We start from the raw sequence: 20,420 nt of genomic DNA, 5'->3' as shown, positions 1-20,420 counted from the left end.
CCCCCCCCCCCCCCCCCCCCCCCCCCCCCCCCCCCCCCCCCCCCCCCCCCCCCCCCCCCCCCCCCCCCCCCCCCCCCCCCCCCCCCCCCCCCCCTGCCGCGTTGGCCCTGCTGGCGCTGACCGGCGGAACGGCTCTGACGGGGGCCTCGGCCGCCGGTGCCGCCGCACCCGCCGGGAAGGCGTGCGCGCCGAAGGAGGGGTTCTCCGGATGCCGTCTGTTCGATCCGGCCGGCGTCCGCGAGGAGTTCCAGGTCCCGGCCGGTGTCACGGCGCTGGACGTGCGGGCATGGGGCCAGGGCGGCGAGGGCACCCCCTTCGCCAACGGCGGCGCGGGGGGCTACACCGCGGGCACGCTCCGCGTCACGCCCGGGGAGCGGCTCTCGCTCGCGGTCGGCGTGCAGCGCTTCGGTGACGCGCTCGGCGGCGCGGGCGGCAAGTACTCCGCGGTCGGCGGCAACAGCAGCGGCGTGCGCACCGCCGACGGGAAGCCGCTGCTCATCGCGGCCGGTGGCGGCGGCGGTGGGTACGGCGACGTCAAGGCAGGCCAGGGTGGTCCCGGCGGCGGTGAGCGCGGCCAGGACGACACCGAGTCGGAGCGCGGCGGCAAGGGCGCGGCCGGTGCCAAGGGCGGCGCGGGCGGCGGTAACGGCTCCCCGGGCGCCGACGCGTCCGCGGGCGGCAAGGGCGGTGCGGGCGGCCCCGGTGCGGGCGGCGAAGGCGGTGGCGGCGGTGCCGGGTACGCGGGCGGCGGCGGTGGCGGCGGTCTGGACGAGGGCCAGGGCGCGAGCGGCAGCGGCGCCGGCGGCAGCGGCTACGTCGACGCGGCCCGCGTGAGCGACGCCCGTCTGCTCAGCGGCACCCGCACGGTGGCCCCCGCGAAGAGCGACCCCTTCTGGCAGGACTCCGACGAGCCGGTGCGCGGTGGCATCGCCGAGGGCGGCGTCAACACCGACGGCTCCGGCCACGGGCGGATCGTGTTCCAGTGGAGGACGTCCGCGGTCGCGGAACTGACCCAGGTCTCCGGAGCCGGCCAGACCGTCCAGCCGGGCGCGGGCGCCGACCCGATGGCCGTGGTGGCCCGGGACAAGGACGGCAAGCCGGTCGAGAACGCCTCCGTGACCTTCACGATCGAGGACCCGGACAAGCTGGGAGCCTTCTTCTCCGTCGGGAACGGCGCCGACACCACGAAGCTGAGCGTGCCGACCGACGCGCAGGGGCGCGCCGGGACCGCGCCGCTCCAGGTGGGCGGCAAGGAAGGCGTGTTCACGGTCCGTGCCGCGGTCGACGGTGTGTCGACGGTCTTCACGGTGAAGGTGAGGAAGTCCGCCTACGTCGTGTCCGTCGCGGGCGGCGACGACCAGCGGGCCGAACAGGGCGAGGCCTTCGCGGACCCCCTCCAGGCCCGCGTGGTCAAGTCGGGTGCCTCCGCACCGGCCGGTACGGAGGTGGAGTTCCGGGTCGAGGACGACAGCGACGACGCGCCCCGCTTCGAGGACGGCGAGCAGGTCGTCCGGGTCAGGACCGACGCGGCGGGCAAGGCGACGGCCCCGGCCCTGACCGCCGGCGAGGGCACGGGCACGTACACCGTGGCCGCGTCCGCCGGTGACGCCATGGCCCAGTTCGCGGTCGAGGTCGTCGCCGGTGACGACGGATCCGCCTCGCCCTCGCCGAGCCCCACCACCGACCCGAGCCCCTCGGCCGACCCGAGCCCCTCGCCCAGCGCGAGTGAGACCGGGACGACCGGAGGCAGCGGTACGACCACGGGCGGCACGTCGACGAACCTCGACGGCGGCAGCCTCGCCTCCACCGGCGCGGGCGGCATCGGCATCCTCCTTGCGGCGGCCGCGGGCCTGGCCACGGTCGGCTTCGCGGCGTTCCGCCTCGCCCCGCGTCTGAGGCTCCGCTCGCGCGACTGAGCCGGTCGCCGTTTCGGCCGTGAGAGAAGTGGCAGATGAGGGAAGGGCGTGTTTTGCGGAACCTTTGCCTGCGGGTCGGGCGTTGGTTCGGTGAGCGCGCGGGAGCGGGTTCGCGAGATGACTCCGACTAATACCGAGGTGACTCAATGGCAGTGTGGGACAAGCTCAAGGACCAGGCCAAGGCCTTCCAGCAGGGCCAGAGCGGGCACGGCACGTCCGGCGGCCACGGCACGTCCGGGGGCCACGGCGCGACCGGCGGGCACGGCTCGGGTTCGCGGTCCGGCGGTGGCAGCAAGGCCCAGCTGGTCGGCCTGTTCAAGACGCAGCTCGGGTCGCTGAAGAACGAGCTGAAGAGCGGTGCCTACCGGGACGCGAGCATGGCCATGTGTGCCCTGGTCGCGGCGGCCGACGGGCAGGTGGATCCGTCCGAGCGGCAGCAGGTCGAGTCGATGATCCTGAGCAACGACGTGCTGCAGAACTTCCCGCCGGAGCAGCTGCGCCAGCGCTTCAACAAGCATGTCGACCAGCTGACGATGAACTTCCAGCACGGCAAGACCGAGGCGATGCAGGAGATCGCCAAGGCCGCCAAGAAGCCCACCGAGGCCAGGGCCGTGATCCAGACCGGCATGGTCATCGCCGGCGCCGACGGCCACTTCTCCCAGGCCGAGGCGACGGTCCTGCGCGAGGCCTGCGCGGCCCTGGGGGTGTCTCCCGCCGAGTTCCAGCTCTGACCTGCCTGGTGGGTGAGCCGGCTCACCGGTACGGCGGCCCCGCCGGGCCGCCGTACCGATGAGGAACCGTCAGCACATCCGGTACGGATCGCTGCGCGGCCGACCGAGGTCTTGGACAGGCCGCCCACGCCGCTGCTGTTCTCGGCGCATGGACTCTTTTTCCGATTACTCCGGATTCGGCCGGAACCGCAGACCGCGCCGGAACGCCGTGCGGGCCGTCACCGCGGGAGCGGTGCTGCTGGCCGTCGCCGCGGGCGGAGCGTACGCGGCCGGTCTCGGGCCCTTCGCGCGGGACACCGGTCCCGACCCCGCCGCCGTGCGACAGGCCCGCGCGTTCCTCTCCGACTGGGCGGCCGGCCGGCTGCCGAGCGCGGCCGGCCGTACGACCAGCCCCGAGACGGCACAACGCGTGCTGGACAGCTTCACCGCCGGACTCGAGATCACGAAGCCCGCGCTCGAGGCCGAGGCCCCGACCGAGGCGGAGGACGGCACGGTCACCGTCCCCTTCACCGCCCGGATGCCCGTCCCCGGCCTGGGCACCTGGACCTACGAGTCGAAGCTGCCGCTGCGCCGGCAGGGCGGCGGCACCTGGAAGGTGGACTGGGCGCTGTCCGTCGTCCACCCGCGCCTGAGCGGCACCGAGAAGTTCCGCCTCGAACGGGAGGAGACCAAGCCCCCCGAGGTCATCGACCGGCAGGGCACGGCCCTGTCCGGCGACGAACTCCCCTCCCTCGCGCCCCTCATGGCCCGGCTCGGCACGACCGGCACGGAGACCGGCGCGCGCGGGGCGATCCACCTGGTCGACCGGGCCACCGGGGACGTCGCGCGCACGGAGGCCAGATTCGGCGCGCGGACGGTCCGGGACAAGGGCCCCGTCCGCACGACCCTGCACGCCGGCTGGCAGTCCGCCGCCGAGCAGGCCCTCGCCACCCAGGCCGAGGGCAAGAACGCCGCGCTCGTCGCCCTGCGCATCGACGACGGCGAGATCCTGGCCGTGGCGAACTCCCCGGCCTCCGGCTTCAACCGCGCCCTCTCCGGCACCTACGCGCCCGGCTCCACCTGGAAGATCGTCACCAGCAGCGCCCTGCTGCTCAAGGACGCCGTCAAGCCGGACGACGTGGTGGACTGCCCCAAGTACCTCATGGCGGGGAAGCGGTTCCAGAACGTGGAGCTCTCCGAACACCCGGGCGCCACCTTCCACAAGGACTTCACCGAGTCGTGCAACACCGCCTTCATCAGCCTGCGCGACCGGCTCTACGACGGGGAACTCGGGGACGTGGCCCGTAAGTACTTCGGCGTGGGCCAGGAATGGCACGTCGGGGCTCCCACGTACGACGGCTCGGTGCCGGCGCCGAAGGACGAGACGGAGAAGGCCGCCTCGATGATCGGGCAGGGCCGGGTGCAGGCCAACCCGCTGCTCATGGCGTCCGTGACCGCGACGGCCGTGTCCGGCACCTTCCACCAGCCCTCGCTCACCGACGGCAACGAGGACCGGACCACCACGACCCGGCTCCCGCGGGACGTCGTCACCCAGCTGCGCGCGATGCTGCGGGCCACGGTCACCGACGGCACCGCGAGCGTCCTCTCCGATCTGCCCGGCGAGATCGGCGCCAAGACCGGCACCGCCGAGGTCTCCGACGCGCAGGACAACAACGGCTGGCTCGTCGCCCACCGCGGCAACGTCGCCGTGGCCTGCGTCGTCGAGGAGGGCGGCACCGGCGGCGGCTCCGCCGGGCCGATCGTCCACAGTCTGCTGGCCGCCGCGTCCGGCGACCCCGGGTGACCGGGGTGCCCGGCATGTCCGTCGACGGGCCCGGCGGACCGTCGCCGCCCTGAACCGGCGACGAGGGCCATGACGAGGGCTATAACGGGGGTCATGATCTATCACGTCGTACCGCTCACCGTCTGGAACACCGCCCCCGGCCCGACGTACGCGCCCGACTCCCTTACCGAGGAGGGCTTCGTGCACTGCTCACCGGACGAGCCGACGACGCTGGCCGTCGTCAACGCCTTCTACCGGGGCGCGCCCAGGCCCCTGCTGGTGCTCGCCCTCGACGAGGCGCGGCTCACCGCGCGGGTCGCGTTCGAGGCGGCGGCCCCCGCCCCGCCGCCCGGGGTGGCCGGGGACGTCCTGTTCCCGCACGTGTTCGGCCCGCTCGACCGGGACGCCGTCGACCACGTCCTCGAAGTCCGGTGGGACGAGGAGGGCCGGGCGGCGGGGCTGAGCCGGCGGGGCTGAGCCGGCGGGGCTGAGTGCGACCGGATGACCGGGTGGACCGGTACGACAAGATGGCCGGGTGATCGAAAAGGATTCCCCCCTCCCCGTCCCGGCCTCCGCCCTGCGCCCGGTCCAGGGCGCGGCCCGCCTCGCCGTCGTCGCTCTCGCCCTCGCCGGAGTCGCCTGGGCGGCCCGGGCGGTCTGGCACATCCGGCTCGCCCTGGCCGGCCGGCCGGCGTCCGGCCCGCCCGACCAGGGCGACGGCGTACACCGTCCCCTGAACGCCCTGGAGAACTCCTACCACCTGGTCGACTCCTCGGGCGGCGCCGTCACGGCGGTGTGCGCGCTCGTGTTCCTGCTCTGGCTGGACCGCGTACGGGACAACGCCCGGACTCTCTCGGGCGCGGAGCCGCGCTACCCCTACCTCTGGCTCTTCCTGGGCTGGATCGTGCCCGTCGTCAACCTGTGGATACCCCGGGGCATGGTCGCGGACGTCCACCGGTCGGTCTTCCCCGACCGGCCGTTGCCCGCCGTCGTGAACTGGTGGTGGGGCCTGTGGCTGGCCGGCCTGGCCGGTGGAGTCGGCCTGATCTACGCCGACTCCACCGACGAGGTCATCGCCCGCGCCTACAGCGGAGTCTGGCCCCTGCTCGCCGCCGACCTGGTGATCGTGGCCGCGGCCGGCACCGCCGCCCTCATGGTCCGCACGCTCAGCGCCGCGCAGCAGCAGCGCATCGACGAGGTCGCGCGCTACTGACCGTTCCGCCCGGCCGACGGCAGGTCCCGCGCCGGGGTCGGTGTGGCCGCCGGGGTGCGGTTCACGGACGTCGGGCCGGTGGTGCGGGGGCTGTCCGTGCGCGGGCCGGTCGTGCCGGGGGCCGGGGTGCCGGTCGCGGAGGAAGGCGCGGAGGAAGGCGCGGAGGACGACGAGGAGGACGACGCCGAAGACGAGGCGGAGGGAGAAGGGGCAGGGGAAAGGGAGGGAGAAGAAGGCGGGGTCGGCTGGGGCGTGGTCGCGGGGGGCGGGGCCATCGGGATCGTCGGGGTGGCAGGGCGGTCCGGGGCGGCGAAACGCAGGGGGAGCGCGACGAGGGCGGCCACGGCACAGCACACGCCGGCCCCGGCCGCGGTGCGCACCAGGCGCCGGCGGCTCGCCCTGCGGCGGACGGCGTCGTACTGGCCGGGCGGCGCGCTCAGGTAGTCGGGGGAGGAGGGGCGCAGGATCACGGCGAGCGGGTCGTCGGCGCCGAACCCGGCCTCGCCCGGCTCACCCGGGTCGTCGTCAAGACGTGTGGTCAAGGCTTCTCCTCAGGTGGACGCGGAGCAGTTCCCGGGCCGCGTGCAGGTCGGCCTTGACGGTTCCTTCCTTGCGCCCGGTCAGTGCGGACACCTCCCGGATCGGCATGTCAGCGTAGTAGTGGAGGAGGATCGGCACGCGCAGTCGCTCCGGGAGCGACTGGACGAGCAGCCGCACCGAGGGGTCGGCCTGCTCGGGGTGGGGCCGTACGGCGGCCTCCGTGGTGACGCGGTGCATGGCCCGGCGCTCGCGCTCCAGTTTGCGCCAGTGGTCCCGGACGAGATTGGCCGCGGTGACGTAGAGGAAGCCGCGGGGCTCCTCCACGGACGTCCAGCGGGCCCAGAGCCGGGTGAACGCCTCCGAGGCGATCTCGTGGGCCGTCCCGTCGTCGTCGACGAGCCGGCGGCACCAGCCGGCGAGGCGCGGGTAGAGGGCGGCGAACAGCTCGGACGCGGCCTTCTCGCGGGACCGTTTCAACGCTCTCCAGGGGTGGGGGACTCGGTGCCGCTCAGCGCGGCGAAGACGATCACGTTGTCTGCGTATTCGCCGTACTCGCCGTACTCGCCGTATTCGCCGCCGGTACGCGCTCCGCCGCACGTGATCAGCCGCAACTCCGGGCGGTCCACGTTCCCGTAGACGTCGTCCGCCGGGAAGTCGGTTTTCGGGGTGGTCCGTACGGCCGTGACGGCGAACTCCGCCGCCGTGCCGTTCTCCAGGCGCGCCACGATCCGGTCGCCCCGGCGCAGCCGGTCGAGACGGCGGAAGACGCCGTCGCCGTACTTCCCGACCGTGACATGACCGAGGATCACCGACGGCCCGGTCCGGCCGGGGGCCGGCGAGTGCCGGTACCAGCCGGCCCGGTCGTCCGCCGTGACCGGCGGCACCTCCACGGTGCCGTCCGGTGCCAGGCCCAGCCGGATGACCGGCGTGTCGACGCCGATGGCCGGGACGAGCAGCCGGACCGGAGCGGAACGGGCCAGGGGACGCGCCCCCTTGGCCGGAACCGGCCGGGGCGTCGGCTGCCGTCCGGTGGTGGTCCCGTGGCCCCCGCACGCCGTCAGCAGGGCCGTCGGCAGCGACGCCAGCGCCGCGGTCGTGAACGCGCGCCTGGAGAACGCGGTCATGCCCCGGTCGCCCGGCGGCGGCGAACGACGAAGACCGCGCCGCCGCCCAGCGCGAACGCCGCGGCGGCGCCCGCGCCGATCGCCGTGCCGTCGCTCCCGGAGGACGAGGACGCCGGTGTCACACCGGTGTCGGGCGCGCCGCTCGGCCGCACGGAGACCTGGTCCTCGGCCGGTGCCCGGGTCGGCTCGGGCTTCGGGGCGGTGCTGTCCGTCGAGCCCGGTGCCCGGGTCGGTTCGGCACTGGCCTCCGGCTGGGTGGTGCTCGGCGGGGTGGCCGAGGGGACCGGGCTCGGGGTCTTGCCCCCGTCGGCGAACGCGGGCCCGGTGCCCAGCAGTACGGCGGTGCCCGCGAGGGCCAGGGCGGTCAGGACGGTTCGGCGCATGGAATCGCTCTCCTTCGTCGGTCCCGCCCGATGGTCGGCCGGCGGGGTGGGTGACGGGTCGTGCGGAGAGACGAGGCAGCCGTGGGGCGGGTTGTAAAGAGATGGCAAAGTCCGCTGAGGGTGTGCGAGGGGGCGCGTGGTTGACCTCGTAGGTGCCGCGTAGTGGACTGGAACGACTGCGAAGGGATGGCCCGTTGACCTCCTCACCCGTCTTCCCCACCGTCCCCCGCACCGCCGGTGTCGTGATCATCGGCGGCGGTGTGATGGGCACGAGCATCGCCTTCCACCTGGCCGAGGCCGGGGTACGGAACATCGTCGTCGTGGAACGCGGTGAGCTGGGCCGCGGCAGCTCCGGCAAACCGATCGGCGGCGTACGGGCGCACTTCTCCGACCCGCTCAACATCGAACTGGGCGACCGGAGCCTGCGCGCCTTCCGGGACTTCCCGGAGCGCCCCGGCGCCGACATCCGCCTCGACACCGTCGGCTATCTCTTCCTGCTCACCACCGAGCGGCAGGCCGCCGACTTCGAGGCCGCCGTCCGGCTGCAGAACTCCCTCGGCGTCCCCAGCCGTATGACCGACCCGGCCGAAGCCCGCCGCCTCTGCCCCTACGTCAGCACCGACGGGCTGGTGGCCGCCGCCCACTCACCCGCCGACGGCCACGCCCGGCCCGCCCTGGTCGTCCAGGGCTACGCGCGTGCGGCCGCCCGGGCCGGAGTCGTCCTCGCGACCCACACCACCGTCACCGGCCTCGACACCCGCGGCGACCGGGTCACCGCCGTCCACACCGACCGCGGGCGGATCGACTGCGCCACGGTCGTCTGCGCCGCCGGCGCCTGGTCGGCACGGATCGGCGACCTGGCCGGAGTCCCCCTCCCCGTAAGGCCGGTCCGCCGCCAGCTGGCCTTCACCGCCCCGCTCACGCCACCCGCCCCCCGGATCCCCTTCACCATCGACTTCTCCTCCTCGGCGTACTTCCACAACAGCGACGACGGGCTCCTGTTCGGCCTGGCCGACCCCGCCGAGCCGGACGGCTTCGACACCACCTGGACCCCCGGGTGGCTGGAGCTCTTCCGCGAGGTCGTACGCCACCGCGCCCCCGACCTCGCCGGCATGGAGACGGCGGGCGGCTGGGCCGGGCTCTACGAGGTCACCCCCGACCACAACGCCCTCATCGGCCGCTCGGAAGAGATCGTCAACTTCCTCTACGCCACCGGCTTCTCCGGCCACGGCTTCCTCCAGGCCCCGGCGGTGGGGGAGATCGTGCGCGACCTGTACCTGGACCGGACGCCCTGTGTCGACGTGGGCCCGCTCAGCGCCGACCGCTTCAGGGCGGGGGCGGGGATCCGGCCGGAGTCGCACGTGGTGTGAGGCGCGGGAAATTCCGTCGCGCGGGCGAGCAAGGGCCGTTAGCATCCGTCGCGATGACGACTCACTCCGAGAACAGATCGGGGGTCCCGTCCGCGCAAGGTGAGTGCTGATGCTCACCGACCTCGCGAACGGGGACTCCCCGCTTTCCTCCGGCCCGTTTTCCTCAGGCCCGCTTTCCTTCTGGCCGCGCGTGCGCGAGTTCGCCGTGCCGCCCTCCATGATCGAGACCGCGACCGCCCGGCGGCAGGCCGGCGACTGGGCCGGTGCGTGCGCCGCCGCCGGTATCGACGTAGACCTCCAGCCGCGTGCCGTGGCCCGGGCCCACGGCCGGGAGTTCGCCGCCAGGCTCCGTGCCGACCTCCGTCACCTGGCGCCCGACCTGCTGCGCTGGCACCTGCCGAGGATCGCCCCCGACGGGCTGCTGCGGCCGGGGCTGACGATCGGGCTGGCCCGGTACGACACCACGGGCCCCGCACCGCCGCAGCTCGTGGTGCGGACCCCACCGGCCTGGGCCGCCGCCGGGCAGCGGCTCAGCCTCGCCCTGTGGGACGCGTCGGACACGGCCGACCGGCGCCATCCGCATCCCCGCCCCAGCAGACGGTTCCGTCTCGACCTGCACCGGCATCTGTGGGATGCGCGCCGGGTGGGGGAGCTGCGGGTGCGGGCGGGGGCGGATCTTCCCGCCACGGACGGTCGTCCGGCGCCCGGGCCGCTGCCGTACGGCCATCGCTGCGCCGTCGACCGGTGGGCGGCCGAGGCGGAGATCCTGCTGCGTGCCGAGGGCCGGCCGGCCGGCAGGGTCGGTGTCCGGCTCGGGGCGCGCGACCGGCTGGTCCTGGACGTGTCCGACGGCACCCCGGTGGTGACGTCGCACGCCCCCGACCCCGCACTGCCCGTCCTGCCCGACGCGGCGACCTGGGTGCTGCCCGACCTGGAACTGCTCCGGGCCGGGGCGATCGATCCCGGGCGGCTGCATCCGCTGGTCGCCTCCGCACTGGGGGCGGAGCGGGCCGGCACCTCCGGGGTGCCGGACGAGACGGGTGATCCACGGCAGGTGGAGTGCCGGGGCGCCCGGCACACCATCGGCCTGGTCGACGGCTCCCTGGCCGCGCTGGACCACGACCCGGACGAGATCCGGCGCGAGGAACTGCTGGCCGCCCTGGGCGGACCACCCCTGCCCTGTCTCCAGGCCATCGACCGCGCACACCGCCGCCCCGACTGCCTCACCGGCGTGCGCGAACGCCTCCGGCACGGCGACGTCACAGGGGCGCTGGCCGCCGTCGAGAGCCTGCTGGGCCCCGAGGCGGTGCTGCGCGACGGCCCGCTGCGGGACGCGCTGGAGACGGCCGCGCGGCGGCGGATCGGCTACGGGCTGTTCCGGACGGGCCTGGACGGGCCCTCGCCCGGCAGCCTGCGCCCCTGGGACCGCCGCCGCTCCCGCGACCACGGCCCGCGCCCCCGCCACATGTGACCTCGCCCCGCCCTTTCGCAGAACCTCCAGACCCAAAGGTGATCACCCATGCCCACACGCAGCACACCCCTGGCCGACACCACCGCCCGACTCGACGTCGCCGCCGACCTGCTGACCCTCCTGCGCGACACCACCACCGAACCCCGCCCCGACACCCAACTGGAAGCCCTCACCCTGGCCGTGGCCGCGGATCTGCCCGTGCTGCTGTGGGGGGAGCCGGGCATCGGCAAGACGGCCGCCCTGAACCAGCTCGCCGACGCCCTGGACCTGCCGCTGACCACGGTGATCGCGAGCGTGCACGAGCCGTCCGACTTCTCGGGGCTGCCGATCGTCGGCGACGACCCCGCCGAACAGGGCGTGCCCCTGGCCCCGCCGGACTGGGCCGTACGCCTGGTGCGGGCCGGCCGGGGACTGCTGTTCCTCGACGAACTGTCCACCGCGCCGCCCGCCGTCCAGGCCGCCCTGCTCCGGCTCGTGCTGGAGCGACGGATCGGCGCGCTGCGGCTGCCGCCCGGCGTGCGGATCGTGGCCGCCGCCAACCCGCGTTCCTCGGCCGCCGACGGCTGGGAACTGAGCCCGCCGCTCGCCAACCGCTTCGTCCACCTCCAGTGGGCGCACGACACCGACGTCGTCGTCCGGGGCCTCGGCGGAACCTGGCCCCGGGCGACCCTGCCCCGACTCGACCCGGGGAAGCTGCCGGAGGCCGTGGCTTTCGCCCGCCGTGCCGTGTGCGAGCTGCTCACCGCACGCCCCGGGCTCGTGCACCGGCTGCCCGGTGGAGAGACCCGCCGGGGCGGGGCCTGGCCGTCGCCCCGCAGCTGGGAGATGACGCTGCATCTCATCGCCTTCGCCACCGCGGCAGGCTCCTCCCGTGACGTGCTGTCCCTGCTGGTCCGCGGCACCGTCGGGGACGGGCCGGGTCTCGAACTGCTGGCGAGCCTGGACCGGATGGACCTCCCGGATCCCGAGACCCTGCTGGCCGACCCGGCCGGAGCGGTCCTGCCCGAGCGGGGCGATCTGCGCCAGGCCGCGCTGGACGCCGTCGTGGCCGCGGTGCGCAGCCGCCCGGAGCGGCCCCGCTGGGACGCGGCGTGGGCCCTGCTGGTCAAGGCGGTGGAGAGCGGGCCCCCGGACGTCGTGGTCGTCCCCGCGACCACGCTCGCCGCCCTGCGCCGGGAGGACTGGGACGTACCGGCGGCGATCGAGCGCCTGGCAGGGGTGGTGTCGCTGTCGCGGAGGGCGGACCGGGCCAAGGCGGCGTCGGAGGCGGGCCGATGACGACGGGCCTCTCCGGCGCGACCGGCACCCTCGACCGGGACAAGCTCTTCACGGCCCGCCTGCACGCCGCCCGCGTCCGCCCCTACCTCGCTACGGCCCTGTTCGCCCTGCATGTCGTGGAGTCGCGCCGGGTGCCGACGATGGGCGTCGACCGGCACTGGCGGTGCTACGTCTCGCCGGTGTTCGTGGACCGTACGCCCGTCGAGGAACTGGCCGGAGTATGGGTGCACGAGGTGGCGCACCTGCTGCGCGACCACCACGGCCGCAGCGACCGGGTCGCCGGGGAACGAGGGCTGAGCGGACCGGGGGAGCGGCTGCGGATGAACATCGCCGCGGACTTCGAGATCAACGACGACGTCTACGGCGACGGTCTGGCCCGCCCCGAGGGAGCCGTCGAGCCGGGTGATCTGGGCCTGGCGGAGGGCGAGTTGATGGAGGAGTACCTCCGCCAGTTCAGCATCGGCCCGCGCATGCAGGACCTGGCCTGGCTGGACTGCGGCAGCGGCGCCGACGGCCGGGGCCGGGAGTGGGAGTTCGGCCCGGACGGCGCGCACGGTCTGAGCGAGCAGGAGCGGGACGCGGTCCGCTTCCGGGTGGCGCGGGGCATCACCGGCCGCCCGGGCAGCGCCCCGCAGGGCTGGCGGCGCTGGGCGGACGAGGCCTTCCACCCGCCCCAGCCCTGGCGGCAGCTGCTGGGCGCGGCGGTGCGCTCGGCGGCGTCCGCCCCCGGCGCGGGCGAGGACTACACCTACGGCCGGCCCGCCCGGCGCTCGACCGCGCTCCCCGGCATCGTCCTGCCCAGCCTCCGCCGCCGCCCGCCCCGGGTCTCCGTCATCATCGACACCTCCGGCTCGGTCAGCGACGCCGAACTGGGCAGCGCGCTCCTGGAGGTCGCCGAGATCGCCCGGGCCGTGGGCGGACGCCGCGACCTCGTCACCGTCGTCCCCTGCGACGCCTCGGCCGGTCTCGCCCGCCGCCTCTGCCGCGCCGAGGGCATCCCCCTGACGGGCGGCGGCGGCACGGACCTCCGCGCCGGCTTCACCCGCGCCCTGCGCTCCCGCCCGGCCCCGGACGTCATCGTGGCCCTCACCGACGGCCAGACGCCCTGGCCGAGCACCCGGCCTCCGTGCCGCACGGTCGTGGGCCTCTTCCCACGCCGCTACGAGGCCCCGTCCTACGACGACCTGCACCACGGCGAGTCCGACCCGGAGTACGTCCCGGACGCGCCACCGGACTGGGCCCGGGTCGTGGACATCGGGTCATGACGGCTCAGGGCCGCCGCAACAGCCCCCGCTCCATCGCCACCACCACCGCCCTCGTACGGTCGTTGACGTCGAGCTTGGCGAACAGCCGCAGCAGATGGGTCTTCACGGTGGCCTCGGCGATGACGAGGCGGCGGCCGATCTCGGCGTTGGTCAGCCCGTCCGCGACCGCGTTCAGGACGTCCGCCTCGCGGGCCGTGAGCGGGATCTGGGCGGGCTGGCGCATCCGGGCGACGAGGCGTTCGGCGACCCGTGGCGCGAGTACGGTCTCGCCGCGCGCCGCCGCGTGGACGGCGTCGGCCAGCTGCTCACGGGTGGTGTCCTTGAGGAGGTAGCCGATGGCCCCGGCCTCCACCGCGCGCTCGATCTCCGCGTCCGTGTCGTACGTCGTCAGGATCAGCACCCGGGTGCGGGGGAAGCGCGCGACGATCTCGGTCGTGGTCGCCACCCCGTCCAGTACGGGCATCCGCAGGTCGACCAGGGCGACATCGGGCTCGTGGCGCTCGACGAGGGCGAGAGCCGCGCGGCCGTCGCCCGCCTCGCCGACGATCTCGATGCCGGTCTCGGAGGCGAGCAGGGCCAGCACTCCGGCCCGCATGACGGTGTGGTCGTCGACGACGATGACGCGCAGCGGTCCGTCGGTCATGCGCAGGCCCCACTCGCGTCAGCCGTCAGGGGTATCAGCGCCAGCACCCGCGTCCCGTCCCCCAGCGAACTCGTCACCGTCAGCCTCCCGCCCAGCTCCGCCAGCCGCTTGCGCATGCCGTCCAGTCCAAAACCCGACGACTCCGCCACCACGAACCCCGTCCCGTCATCGGTGATCTCGAGCTCCACACCGTCCGGCTGCCGGGCCAGCACCACGCCGACCGTGGAGGCACCGGCGTGCTTGCGTACGTTGGCCAGCGACTCCTGGGTGCAGCGCAGCAGCGCGATCCGGGTCTGCTGGTCGCACTCCAGGTCCGCCAGCTCGGCGTCCACGGTGAGGCCGGTGTCCTCGGCGAAACGGTCCAGGGTGCGGCGCAGGGTCTGGGCCACCGAACCCGCCGCCTGGCCGGCGCGCTGGGGCGAGCCGACCAGTTCCCGCGCCTCGGCGAGGTTCTCCCGGGCGGTGGACTCGATCGAGCGCAACTGCTGGGCGCTGCGGGCCGGTTCGGAGCCGAGCCCGGCCCGGGCCGCCTCGGCGAGCACGATGATCGAGGCGAAGCCCTGCGCGAGGGTGTCGTGGATCTCCCGCGCCAGCCGCTCCCGCTCGTCCGCCGCGCCCTGCCGCTGATGCGCCTCGGACAACCGGGCCTGGGTCTCCTCCAGTTCGGTGATGAGCCGGGCCCGCTCGGCACTCTGCCCGACCACCGAGTGCGCCCACAGCCCGATCAGCACCCCTACGCCGACGACGAGCACCGTGGAGACGAGCGTCTCGGTGAAGAACTCCACCGTCCAGCCGTCCTGCCGCAGCACGCTCGCGACCAGGGTCGCGGCCGTGGCCAGCCCCAGGAACACCACCGAGGCCCTCGGCGTCCGCCCGAACAGCCAGTAGTGCGGCAGCGTCACCATGAACAGCCCCGCGTAGTTGCCCCGCAGATACGCCAGCCCGCCCAGCGCGACCACCAGCACCGACAGATACACATGCGGCCGTACGACGGGGTTGGCCGGGAAGCGGTACAGGACCGCGTAGGACACCACCACCCCGCCCAGCAGGGCCAGTGCGACGTACTTGCTCCCGCCGGGCCGGTCGATGGCGGCCAGCCCGACGGCCATCACGGCGAACAGCAGCCAGCACACCGCGTTCCAGCGGCGCAGCGACGTGGTCCAGAAGGCGTCGGCGGTGGACTCGGTGAGAGCGGTCATGGCGGTCAACGTACGTCGGCCACCGCACGGGAGGCGGGGCTTTTCTCCGGGGCCGACGTGGCCGCGGGCCGAGAGGGCCACCAGCTCGCCTCGCCCAGCAGCAGCATCGCCGCAGGCAGGACCATCACCCGGACCACGAACGCGTCGATCAGCACCGCCGCCGCCAGGACGAAGCCGATCTGCTTCATCTCGATGATGTGCAGGAAGACGAAGCTGGCGAACACCGTCGTCATCACCACCGCGGCACTGGTCACCACGCTCGCCGAGGACCGGATCCCGTCCAGCACCGCCTGCCGTGTGGGCACGCCCGCGAGCGCCGCCTCCCTGATCCGGCTGACCACGAACACCTGGTAGTCCATCGACAGTCCGAAGAGGATCACGAAGAGGAACAGCGGCACCCGCGACCCGATCGACCCGGTGGAGTCGAAGTCCAGCAGACCCTCCGCCCACGTCCCCTGGAAGACCAGCACCAGCAGCCCGAGCGCCGCCGCCGCGGACAACAGGTTCAGGACGACGCCGAGCAGCCCGAGCACCACCGAGCGGAAGGCGTACACGGTCATCGCGAACGTCACCAGCAGCAACGCACCGAGGACCAGGGGCAGTTTGCCGTTCTGGTGGGCGGGATAGTCGGCGTAGCGGGCGACGTCCCCGCTCACGCCGTACTCGGCGCCGCCGATCCGGCCCACGGTCGCGGGCAGGAAGTCGTCCCGGAGCCGGTCGAGGGAGTCGTAGGCCTCGTCGGAGTTGCCGAGGTACGGCACCTTCAGTTCGAGGGTGCTGGTGCGGTCGTCGGCCGAGGTCCGGATCCGCGACGCCCCGGTGAACAGCCGGTCGTCCTCCGCGCGCCCGGCCACCTCCCTCAGCGCGGCGACGACCTCCGCCGACCGCGCGGCAGCGGCCCGCACGACCACCTGATGGGTCACCCGCTGCTCGGGGAACGCCTCGTTGAGCCGGTCGTACACCCGCATCGCCGGGATGTCGCGGGAGTGGGTGTCCCGGCTCATCTCGGTGATCTTCAGTCCGGCCAGCGGGACGACGAGGGCGAGCAGGGCGAGGACCGAGACGCACAGGGTGGCCAGGGGGTGCCGGGCGGCGGGCCGCAGTAGGGCACTCCACACCCGGCCGCCGCCCCGCTCACCCCGCACCCGGCGTACGGCCTTTCCGCGCTCGGCCCGCCGCCGCGCCCGGCGTTCCGCCCGCTGCCCGAGCTTGACGAGCAGCGCGGGCAGGGCCGTCAGCGAACTCGCCACCGCCACCACGACGACCACGATCGTGCCGGTCGCGAGGGACGAGAAGATCACGTCGGAGGCGAGATACAGCGTCGCCGTCGAGGCGACCACCGCCATCCCGGAGACCACCACCGCCCGGCCCGAGGTCGCGGCGGCCAGCTCCACCAGCGCCTCGGAGGACAGCCGCCCGCCGGAGCGGGCCCGTTCCTCCCGTTCGCGCTTGAGATAGAAGAGCGTGTAGTCGACGCCGACCGCGAGGCCGATCATCAGGATGACGTTCGTCCCGATCCCGGCGTCGGGCGACACATGCGAGACGACCATCGACAGTCCGACCGCCGCCGCGATCGACGACAGCGCCAGCAGCAACGGCACCCCGGCCATGGTCACCGACCCGAACACGACCAGCAGCGTGAGGAGCGTGACCGGCAGGGTGATCGCCTCGGACAGCGCCAGGTCGTCACTGCGCTGCTGATCGACCCCCTTGCTGACGGAGGGACTCCCGGTCTGTTCCAGCAGCAGCCCGGGGTGGCTCTTCCGCACCACCTCGGTCTGCGCCACGAGCGCGTCGACCTTGTCCTTGGCGTCCCGCTCCTCGCCCTTCAGCGCCACCTCGACCATCAGGATCCGGCGGTCACCGGACCACAACGGGTCGGCCACGCCCGCCACTTCCGGCAGTCGCCGCATCCGCTCGGTGAGATCCTCCGCGGCGGCCCGGGCGGCGCCCTGGTCGAGAGCACCGCCCGAACGGGAGGAGATCAGCACCTGCTCGGCGGCCCTGCGCTCCAGCCGGCCCTCGGCGGCGAGGGCCTCGGCCCGCCCGGCCTCACCGACCCGGTAGTCCGCCGTCTTCGCACTGTTCGTGCCGACGGCACTGCCGACGCCCAGACACACCACCACGAACACCAGCCACCCGGCGATCGCCCGCCAGGGGTGCCGCGCACTCCAGCGCGCCACGCGCACAGTCAATGAATTCATGCCCAAAAGACTTGCTGAACAGGGCAGTTGACAGACAGAGGCACTCGGTTGAACCTGCCGTCCACCGGTCGGTGGACCCGGCCCCTGGGGAAAACCCCACGCCCCTCGGCCGGCCGGGGGCGGGCCTCACAGGCCGAAGAGCTTCGCCCCGTTGTCGTGGCACACGGCCCGCAGCCAGTCCTCCCCGAGGCCCAGCCGCTCCAGCGCGTGGAGCTGGTGCGCGTACGGATAGGGAATGTTGGGGAAGTCGGAGCCGAGCAGAACGCGGTCGCCGAGCGCGGCCAGCCGGGGCAGGGCGCGGCGGGGGAACGGCATGAATCCCTCGCTGAAGTCGGTGAACGCCATCGTCGTGTCCAGCCGCACCTCCTTGTACCGCTCGGCGAGGTCGAGGAACTCCTCGTACTCGGGCATCCCCATGTGCGCGACGATCAGCCGCAGCCGGGGGTGCTGAGCCAGTACCCGGGCGATCGGCTCGGGCCCCGTGTGCTTGCCGGGCGCGGGCCCGGACCCGCAGTGGATCACCACGGGGATCCCGGCCTCGGCCAGCACACCCCACGCCGGCCGCAGCAGTTCGTCGGCCGGGTCGTACGCCCCCACCTGCACATGCGCCTTGAACACCCGCGCCCCCGCCGCCACGGCCTCCCCGACATACGCTTCCACCCCCGGCTCGGGGAAGAGGGTCGCGGTGTGCAGACAGTCGGGCGTACGCCGCGCGAAGTCCACCGCCCAGCCGTTCAGCCAGGAGGCCATGCCGGGCTTGTGCGGGTACAGCATCGAGGTGAAGGCCATCACGCCGAACCCTCTGAGGATCTCCGCCCGTTCCGCCTCCTCCTCCCGATAGGTGATCGGCCACTCCATCCCACCGGTGAGCGGCCCGAGCCCGTCGAAGTACTCCCAGACCTTCCGCAGCACCCGCTCGGGCATGAAGTGCGTGTGCACGTCGACGAGCCCGGGGAGCCCGAGGCGGCTCCAGAAGCGGCGGATCTCGTCGGCCTCGTCACGGTGATCGTCCATGGTGCTCACGATCGGGGCGGGCGGGGTGGTGGGGCCAGGGGCTCGTGCGAAGGGACCGTGAGGGATCCATCACGCCCGGCCTTCAGTCCTCAGCGGCGCCGATCCCGGCAACTCCAGCCAGTCCTCGCCGTTGTGGCCGTTGTCTCCGATGGGCAGTATGACGGGCATGGCGGTGTCCTCGACAGCACGGCAGCTCTGCGACGCCACGTTCTCGCGCGCCGACACCGCGAGTGCGCTGGCACTCCTTGATCTGTATGCGGGCGTGGACCGGGAACGGGTGCACCACGCCCTGGTCCGGCTGAGCGGAGGCCGGGTCGACAGGCTTCGTTCGTGGCTCGCCGAGGCCGAGCAAAGGCCGGAGACCGTCTTGTGGTTCGGCGAGCCGCCCACCGACGTCTCCCCGGAGACTCATGCCTTCGGGGTGGAGTTCATCAACGGCTTCATGGACAAGAACCTCGATGTACGCGCGGCGCTCCGGGGCGAATGACGGTCGAATGGCTGGGTCAGGAACCCGCTGCCTCCGGTGATCAGGACCGTCATGACGTGACACCGTAGGGGATTCTTCCCTCATGGGAGATCAACTCAGGGCGTCGATGGCCTCCACGATCAGAGCCCGCGCATCCGCCCCGTACACGGCGTCGCCGCGGAGCTGCTCGAAAGCCCGGAGGTACAGGGCGATCTCGGAAGGCTGGGTGATCTTTACTCTGGCCGATACGAGTTCGACGGACACCAGCCGATCGTCGTAGACGTGGAAGGTCTCACGCGGCCACTGGGCCCGGCCGGGTGTGGACATGGGGATGACGCCGAGGGACACCTGGGGCAGTGCTCCGGCGGTGAGCAGGTAGCCCAGTTGGGCAGCCATCTCGTCGGCGCCACAGATCTGGTGGCGCAGGGCGTCCTCCTCGACCACGAACACGAAACGGTGCCCTGGCTCGTGGATGACACGTGATCGTTCGACGCGGGCTCGGGCGGCTTCGGCACTGTCGTCGACGGGGACATCACGGAAGCGTGCGCTGATTCCGAGGATTCCGGCGGCGTATCCCTCGGTCTGCAGCAGACCGGGCACCAGCGTCGAGGAGTAGACCCTGAAGAGTTCTGTGTCCTCGAAGAGTCGAGGCTCACTGGTCTGCAAAGCCTTGAGACCGGCTCGCACTTGGGTGCGCCACTCCGTGTACATGGACTCGGCGTGGAGGGACTGGCTGATCAGGACTTCGGTCTGGTCGATGGCGTCGCACGCCCCGCACCACTTGCGGATGTCCGTGGCGGTGGGCGCCGTGCGCGCGTTCTCGATCCGGGAGGTCTTGGCGTGGTGCCACGCGCAGCGGTCGGCCAGCTCGGTGACCGTCAGTCCTGCCGTCTTGCGCAGGTCGCGCAGCCGCTGGGCGACTACCTCGCGCGCGGCCTGAGCAGACGAGGAAGGGGAGAGAGTCATGAGCTGGCTTGTCCCGTGCGTGCTGGGTTAATTGATCTCGTACTCGTCGTGCGGGGCCGCGCGTGCCCACACGGCCTCGAAGGCCTCAGCGCACAGCTTCACCGCCGCCGGCTCTTCGGAGACCTCACCACCTTCGGACACTCCGTCGCCAGTGAAGTGGTTCCAGTAGACGGTGTGGTCGTCGAACAGCCAGAAGTCGTTGCCGGGCAGCGCGAGATCGGATGCCCGGCGTCGAGGAAGCCAGCGCACCAGCTCACCGGCGGCGACGTTCGTGAAGGTGAAGCTGTGCAGGAACCGGGTGTACTCGCTGACCGGTTCCGACACGATCCGGGCCCGGCGGATCACGACGCCACGCCCAGCCGTCTCCTCGACCAGGCTCAGCCAGGGCCGCCACCAGGAAGCCCGGTCGGCGGGATCGTGCCGGTGTCCGCGACGCCACTCGGCGAACGGTCCGGACTCGTAGTCGACGGCGTACGCGTCCCGCATCTCAAGGTGGACGGCGGACCGGGTGGTGCCGGCGAGCAGATCAGTGAACGCGGGCGGCGGCACATTCGGCGGCATCGCATGCCTCCCTGATCATCGGCACCATCCGGGCTGGGATGCGGACCACTGCTTCGTTCTCGGGGATGCCGACCGCGTGGCCCGGCACCTCGAACGCGGCCACTTCCGCTTCGAGTTCAGGCGACGGCTTCCACCCCTGGAAAACGAGCTCCTTCCTCTCCTCGTCGACCCAGACGGTGGGTGATTCGTGGTCTCCGGTGTTCGGGTCGATGCCGATGAACAGTAGCGGCACGGCTGCCTCCATCAGGATGATGTGCAGGGCTGTGCAACAAGCTGACCCACTGCCAGGCCCTGGTCAAGGGCGTCGGATTGCC

At 73.3% G+C, this 20,420-nt stretch carries 21 protein-coding genes; 10 read left to right on the top strand and 11 right to left on the bottom strand.

Going from position 1 to position 20,420, the window contains the following annotated elements:
• The first annotated feature begins 101 nt into the window (after positions 1 to 101).
• The 5 genes from ACZ6I3_RS32560 to ACZ6I3_RS32540 all read left to right on the top strand — a co-directional run bounded on the left by ACZ6I3_RS32560 (position 102) and on the right by ACZ6I3_RS32540 (position 5,622).
• Entirely contained in the window at positions 102 to 1,916 is a 1,815-nt protein-coding gene (locus tag ACZ6I3_RS32560) for a hypothetical protein (RefSeq protein WP_469419550.1), read from the top strand.
• A gap of 146 nt (positions 1,917 to 2,062) precedes the next feature.
• Positions 2,063 to 2,647 carry a tellurite resistance TerB family protein gene (locus tag ACZ6I3_RS32555; RefSeq protein ID WP_469419548.1) on the top strand — a complete coding sequence of 195 codons (585 nt, stop codon included), beginning with the start codon at positions 2,063 to 2,065 and terminating at the stop codon, positions 2,645 to 2,647.
• 148 nt (positions 2,648 to 2,795) lie between these two features.
• A complete protein-coding gene (locus tag ACZ6I3_RS32550) occupies positions 2,796 to 4,430 on the top strand; it encodes a penicillin-binding transpeptidase domain-containing protein (RefSeq protein WP_469419547.1) in 1,635 nt (544 codons plus the stop codon).
• A gap of 93 nt (positions 4,431 to 4,523) precedes the next feature.
• On the top strand, positions 4,524 to 4,886 hold the full coding sequence (locus ACZ6I3_RS32545) for a DUF952 domain-containing protein (RefSeq protein ID WP_469419546.1): 363 nt from the start codon (positions 4,524 to 4,526) through the stop codon (positions 4,884 to 4,886).
• A gap of 61 nt (positions 4,887 to 4,947) precedes the next feature.
• Positions 4,948 to 5,622 (top strand): DUF4328 domain-containing protein, encoded by a 675-nt coding sequence (locus ACZ6I3_RS32540; RefSeq protein WP_469419554.1) that lies wholly within the window; start codon positions 4,948 to 4,950, stop codon positions 5,620 to 5,622.
• Here ACZ6I3_RS32540 and ACZ6I3_RS32535 read toward each other — a convergent pair.
• From ACZ6I3_RS32535 to ACZ6I3_RS32520, 4 genes are read right to left on the bottom strand one after another with little or no spacing between them, the layout of a single operon-like run.
• Positions 5,616 to 6,164 carry a hypothetical protein gene (locus ACZ6I3_RS32535; RefSeq protein WP_469419545.1) on the bottom strand — a complete coding sequence of 183 codons (549 nt, stop codon included), beginning with the start codon at positions 6,162 to 6,164 and terminating at the stop codon, positions 5,616 to 5,618. The two genes, ACZ6I3_RS32540 and ACZ6I3_RS32535, sit on opposite strands and share 7 nt — an antisense overlap.
• The gene (locus ACZ6I3_RS32530; protein ID WP_469419543.1) at positions 6,148 to 6,639 is read right to left on the bottom strand and encodes an RNA polymerase sigma factor; all 492 of its coding nucleotides are present in this window, start codon (positions 6,637 to 6,639) and stop codon (positions 6,148 to 6,150) included. Before ACZ6I3_RS32530 ends, ACZ6I3_RS32535 begins: the two co-directional genes overlap by 17 nt.
• Positions 6,636 to 7,286: a class F sortase gene (locus tag ACZ6I3_RS32525; protein WP_469419542.1), complete on the bottom strand. Its 651-nt coding sequence runs from the start codon at positions 7,284 to 7,286 to the stop codon at positions 6,636 to 6,638. The genes ACZ6I3_RS32530 and ACZ6I3_RS32525 overlap by 4 nt, the downstream gene beginning before the upstream one ends.
• Positions 7,283 to 7,669 (bottom strand): sortase-dependent protein, encoded by a 387-nt coding sequence (locus ACZ6I3_RS32520; RefSeq protein ID WP_469419541.1) that lies wholly within the window; start codon positions 7,667 to 7,669, stop codon positions 7,283 to 7,285. Before ACZ6I3_RS32520 ends, ACZ6I3_RS32525 begins: the two co-directional genes overlap by 4 nt.
• Positions 7,670 to 7,863: 194 nt before the next feature.
• Between ACZ6I3_RS32520 and ACZ6I3_RS32515 the strand changes: the two genes are divergently transcribed.
• The 4 genes from ACZ6I3_RS32515 to ACZ6I3_RS32500 all read left to right on the top strand — a co-directional run bounded on the left by ACZ6I3_RS32515 (position 7,864) and on the right by ACZ6I3_RS32500 (position 13,053).
• Positions 7,864 to 9,039 carry an NAD(P)/FAD-dependent oxidoreductase gene (locus tag ACZ6I3_RS32515; RefSeq protein WP_469419540.1) on the top strand — a complete coding sequence of 392 codons (1,176 nt, stop codon included), beginning with the start codon at positions 7,864 to 7,866 and terminating at the stop codon, positions 9,037 to 9,039.
• Between the two features lie 109 nt (positions 9,040 to 9,148).
• Positions 9,149 to 10,510 carry a hypothetical protein gene (locus ACZ6I3_RS32510; RefSeq protein WP_469419538.1) on the top strand — a complete coding sequence of 454 codons (1,362 nt, stop codon included), beginning with the start codon at positions 9,149 to 9,151 and terminating at the stop codon, positions 10,508 to 10,510.
• Between the two features lie 48 nt (positions 10,511 to 10,558).
• Complete coding sequence (locus ACZ6I3_RS32505) at positions 10,559 to 11,788, top strand: AAA family ATPase (RefSeq protein WP_469419537.1); 1,230 nt, start codon at positions 10,559 to 10,561, stop codon at positions 11,786 to 11,788.
• On the top strand, positions 11,785 to 13,053 hold the full coding sequence (locus tag ACZ6I3_RS32500) for a vWA domain-containing protein (protein ID WP_469419536.1): 1,269 nt from the start codon (positions 11,785 to 11,787) through the stop codon (positions 13,051 to 13,053). Before ACZ6I3_RS32505 ends, ACZ6I3_RS32500 begins: the two co-directional genes overlap by 4 nt.
• A gap of 4 nt (positions 13,054 to 13,057) precedes the next feature.
• Here the strand turns inward: ACZ6I3_RS32500 and ACZ6I3_RS32495 are convergent, their stop codons facing one another.
• From ACZ6I3_RS32495 to ACZ6I3_RS32480, 4 genes are all read right to left on the bottom strand, one after another.
• The gene (locus tag ACZ6I3_RS32495) at positions 13,058 to 13,696 is read right to left on the bottom strand and encodes a response regulator (protein ID WP_469419535.1); all 639 of its coding nucleotides are present in this window, start codon (positions 13,694 to 13,696) and stop codon (positions 13,058 to 13,060) included.
• Positions 13,693 to 14,895: a sensor histidine kinase gene (locus tag ACZ6I3_RS32490; protein WP_469419533.1), complete on the bottom strand. Its 1,203-nt coding sequence runs from the start codon at positions 14,893 to 14,895 to the stop codon at positions 13,693 to 13,695. The genes ACZ6I3_RS32495 and ACZ6I3_RS32490 overlap by 4 nt, the downstream gene beginning before the upstream one ends.
• A gap of 5 nt (positions 14,896 to 14,900) precedes the next feature.
• A complete protein-coding gene (locus tag ACZ6I3_RS32485; RefSeq protein ID WP_469419532.1) occupies positions 14,901 to 17,099 on the bottom strand; it encodes an MMPL family transporter in 2,199 nt (732 codons plus the stop codon).
• Positions 17,100 to 17,225: 126 nt separating this feature from the next.
• Positions 17,226 to 18,113, bottom strand: a complete 888-nt coding sequence (locus ACZ6I3_RS32480) for an amidohydrolase family protein (RefSeq protein WP_469419531.1) — start codon at positions 18,111 to 18,113, stop codon at positions 17,226 to 17,228.
• Positions 18,114 to 18,279: 166 nt separating this feature from the next.
• Here ACZ6I3_RS32480 and ACZ6I3_RS32475 point away from each other — a divergent pair, with 166 nt between their 5' ends.
• Positions 18,280 to 18,600 carry a hypothetical protein gene (locus ACZ6I3_RS32475; RefSeq protein WP_469419530.1) on the top strand — a complete coding sequence of 107 codons (321 nt, stop codon included), beginning with the start codon at positions 18,280 to 18,282 and terminating at the stop codon, positions 18,598 to 18,600.
• 90 nt (positions 18,601 to 18,690) lie between these two features.
• Here the strand turns inward: ACZ6I3_RS32475 and ACZ6I3_RS32470 are convergent, their stop codons facing one another.
• The 3 genes from ACZ6I3_RS32470 to ACZ6I3_RS32460 are packed head-to-tail and all read right to left on the bottom strand — an operon-like array spanning position 18,691 to position 20,350.
• Positions 18,691 to 19,545 (bottom strand): helix-turn-helix domain-containing protein, encoded by an 855-nt coding sequence (locus tag ACZ6I3_RS32470; protein ID WP_469419528.1) that lies wholly within the window; start codon positions 19,543 to 19,545, stop codon positions 18,691 to 18,693.
• A gap of 27 nt (positions 19,546 to 19,572) precedes the next feature.
• Positions 19,573 to 20,106, bottom strand: coding sequence for a DUF6879 family protein (locus ACZ6I3_RS32465; RefSeq protein WP_469419526.1), 534 nt, complete (start codon positions 20,104 to 20,106; stop codon positions 19,573 to 19,575).
• The gene (locus ACZ6I3_RS32460) at positions 20,072 to 20,350 is read right to left on the bottom strand and encodes a hypothetical protein (protein WP_469419525.1); all 279 of its coding nucleotides are present in this window, start codon (positions 20,348 to 20,350) and stop codon (positions 20,072 to 20,074) included. The genes ACZ6I3_RS32465 and ACZ6I3_RS32460 overlap by 35 nt, the downstream gene beginning before the upstream one ends.
• Positions 20,351 to 20,420: the final 70 nt, after the last annotated feature.

Source organism: Streptomyces sp. NPDC041940 (genome assembly GCF_055589465.1).
Note: the sequence above shows the minus strand (reverse complement) of the source record. Positions and strands in the feature narration are given on the sequence as shown.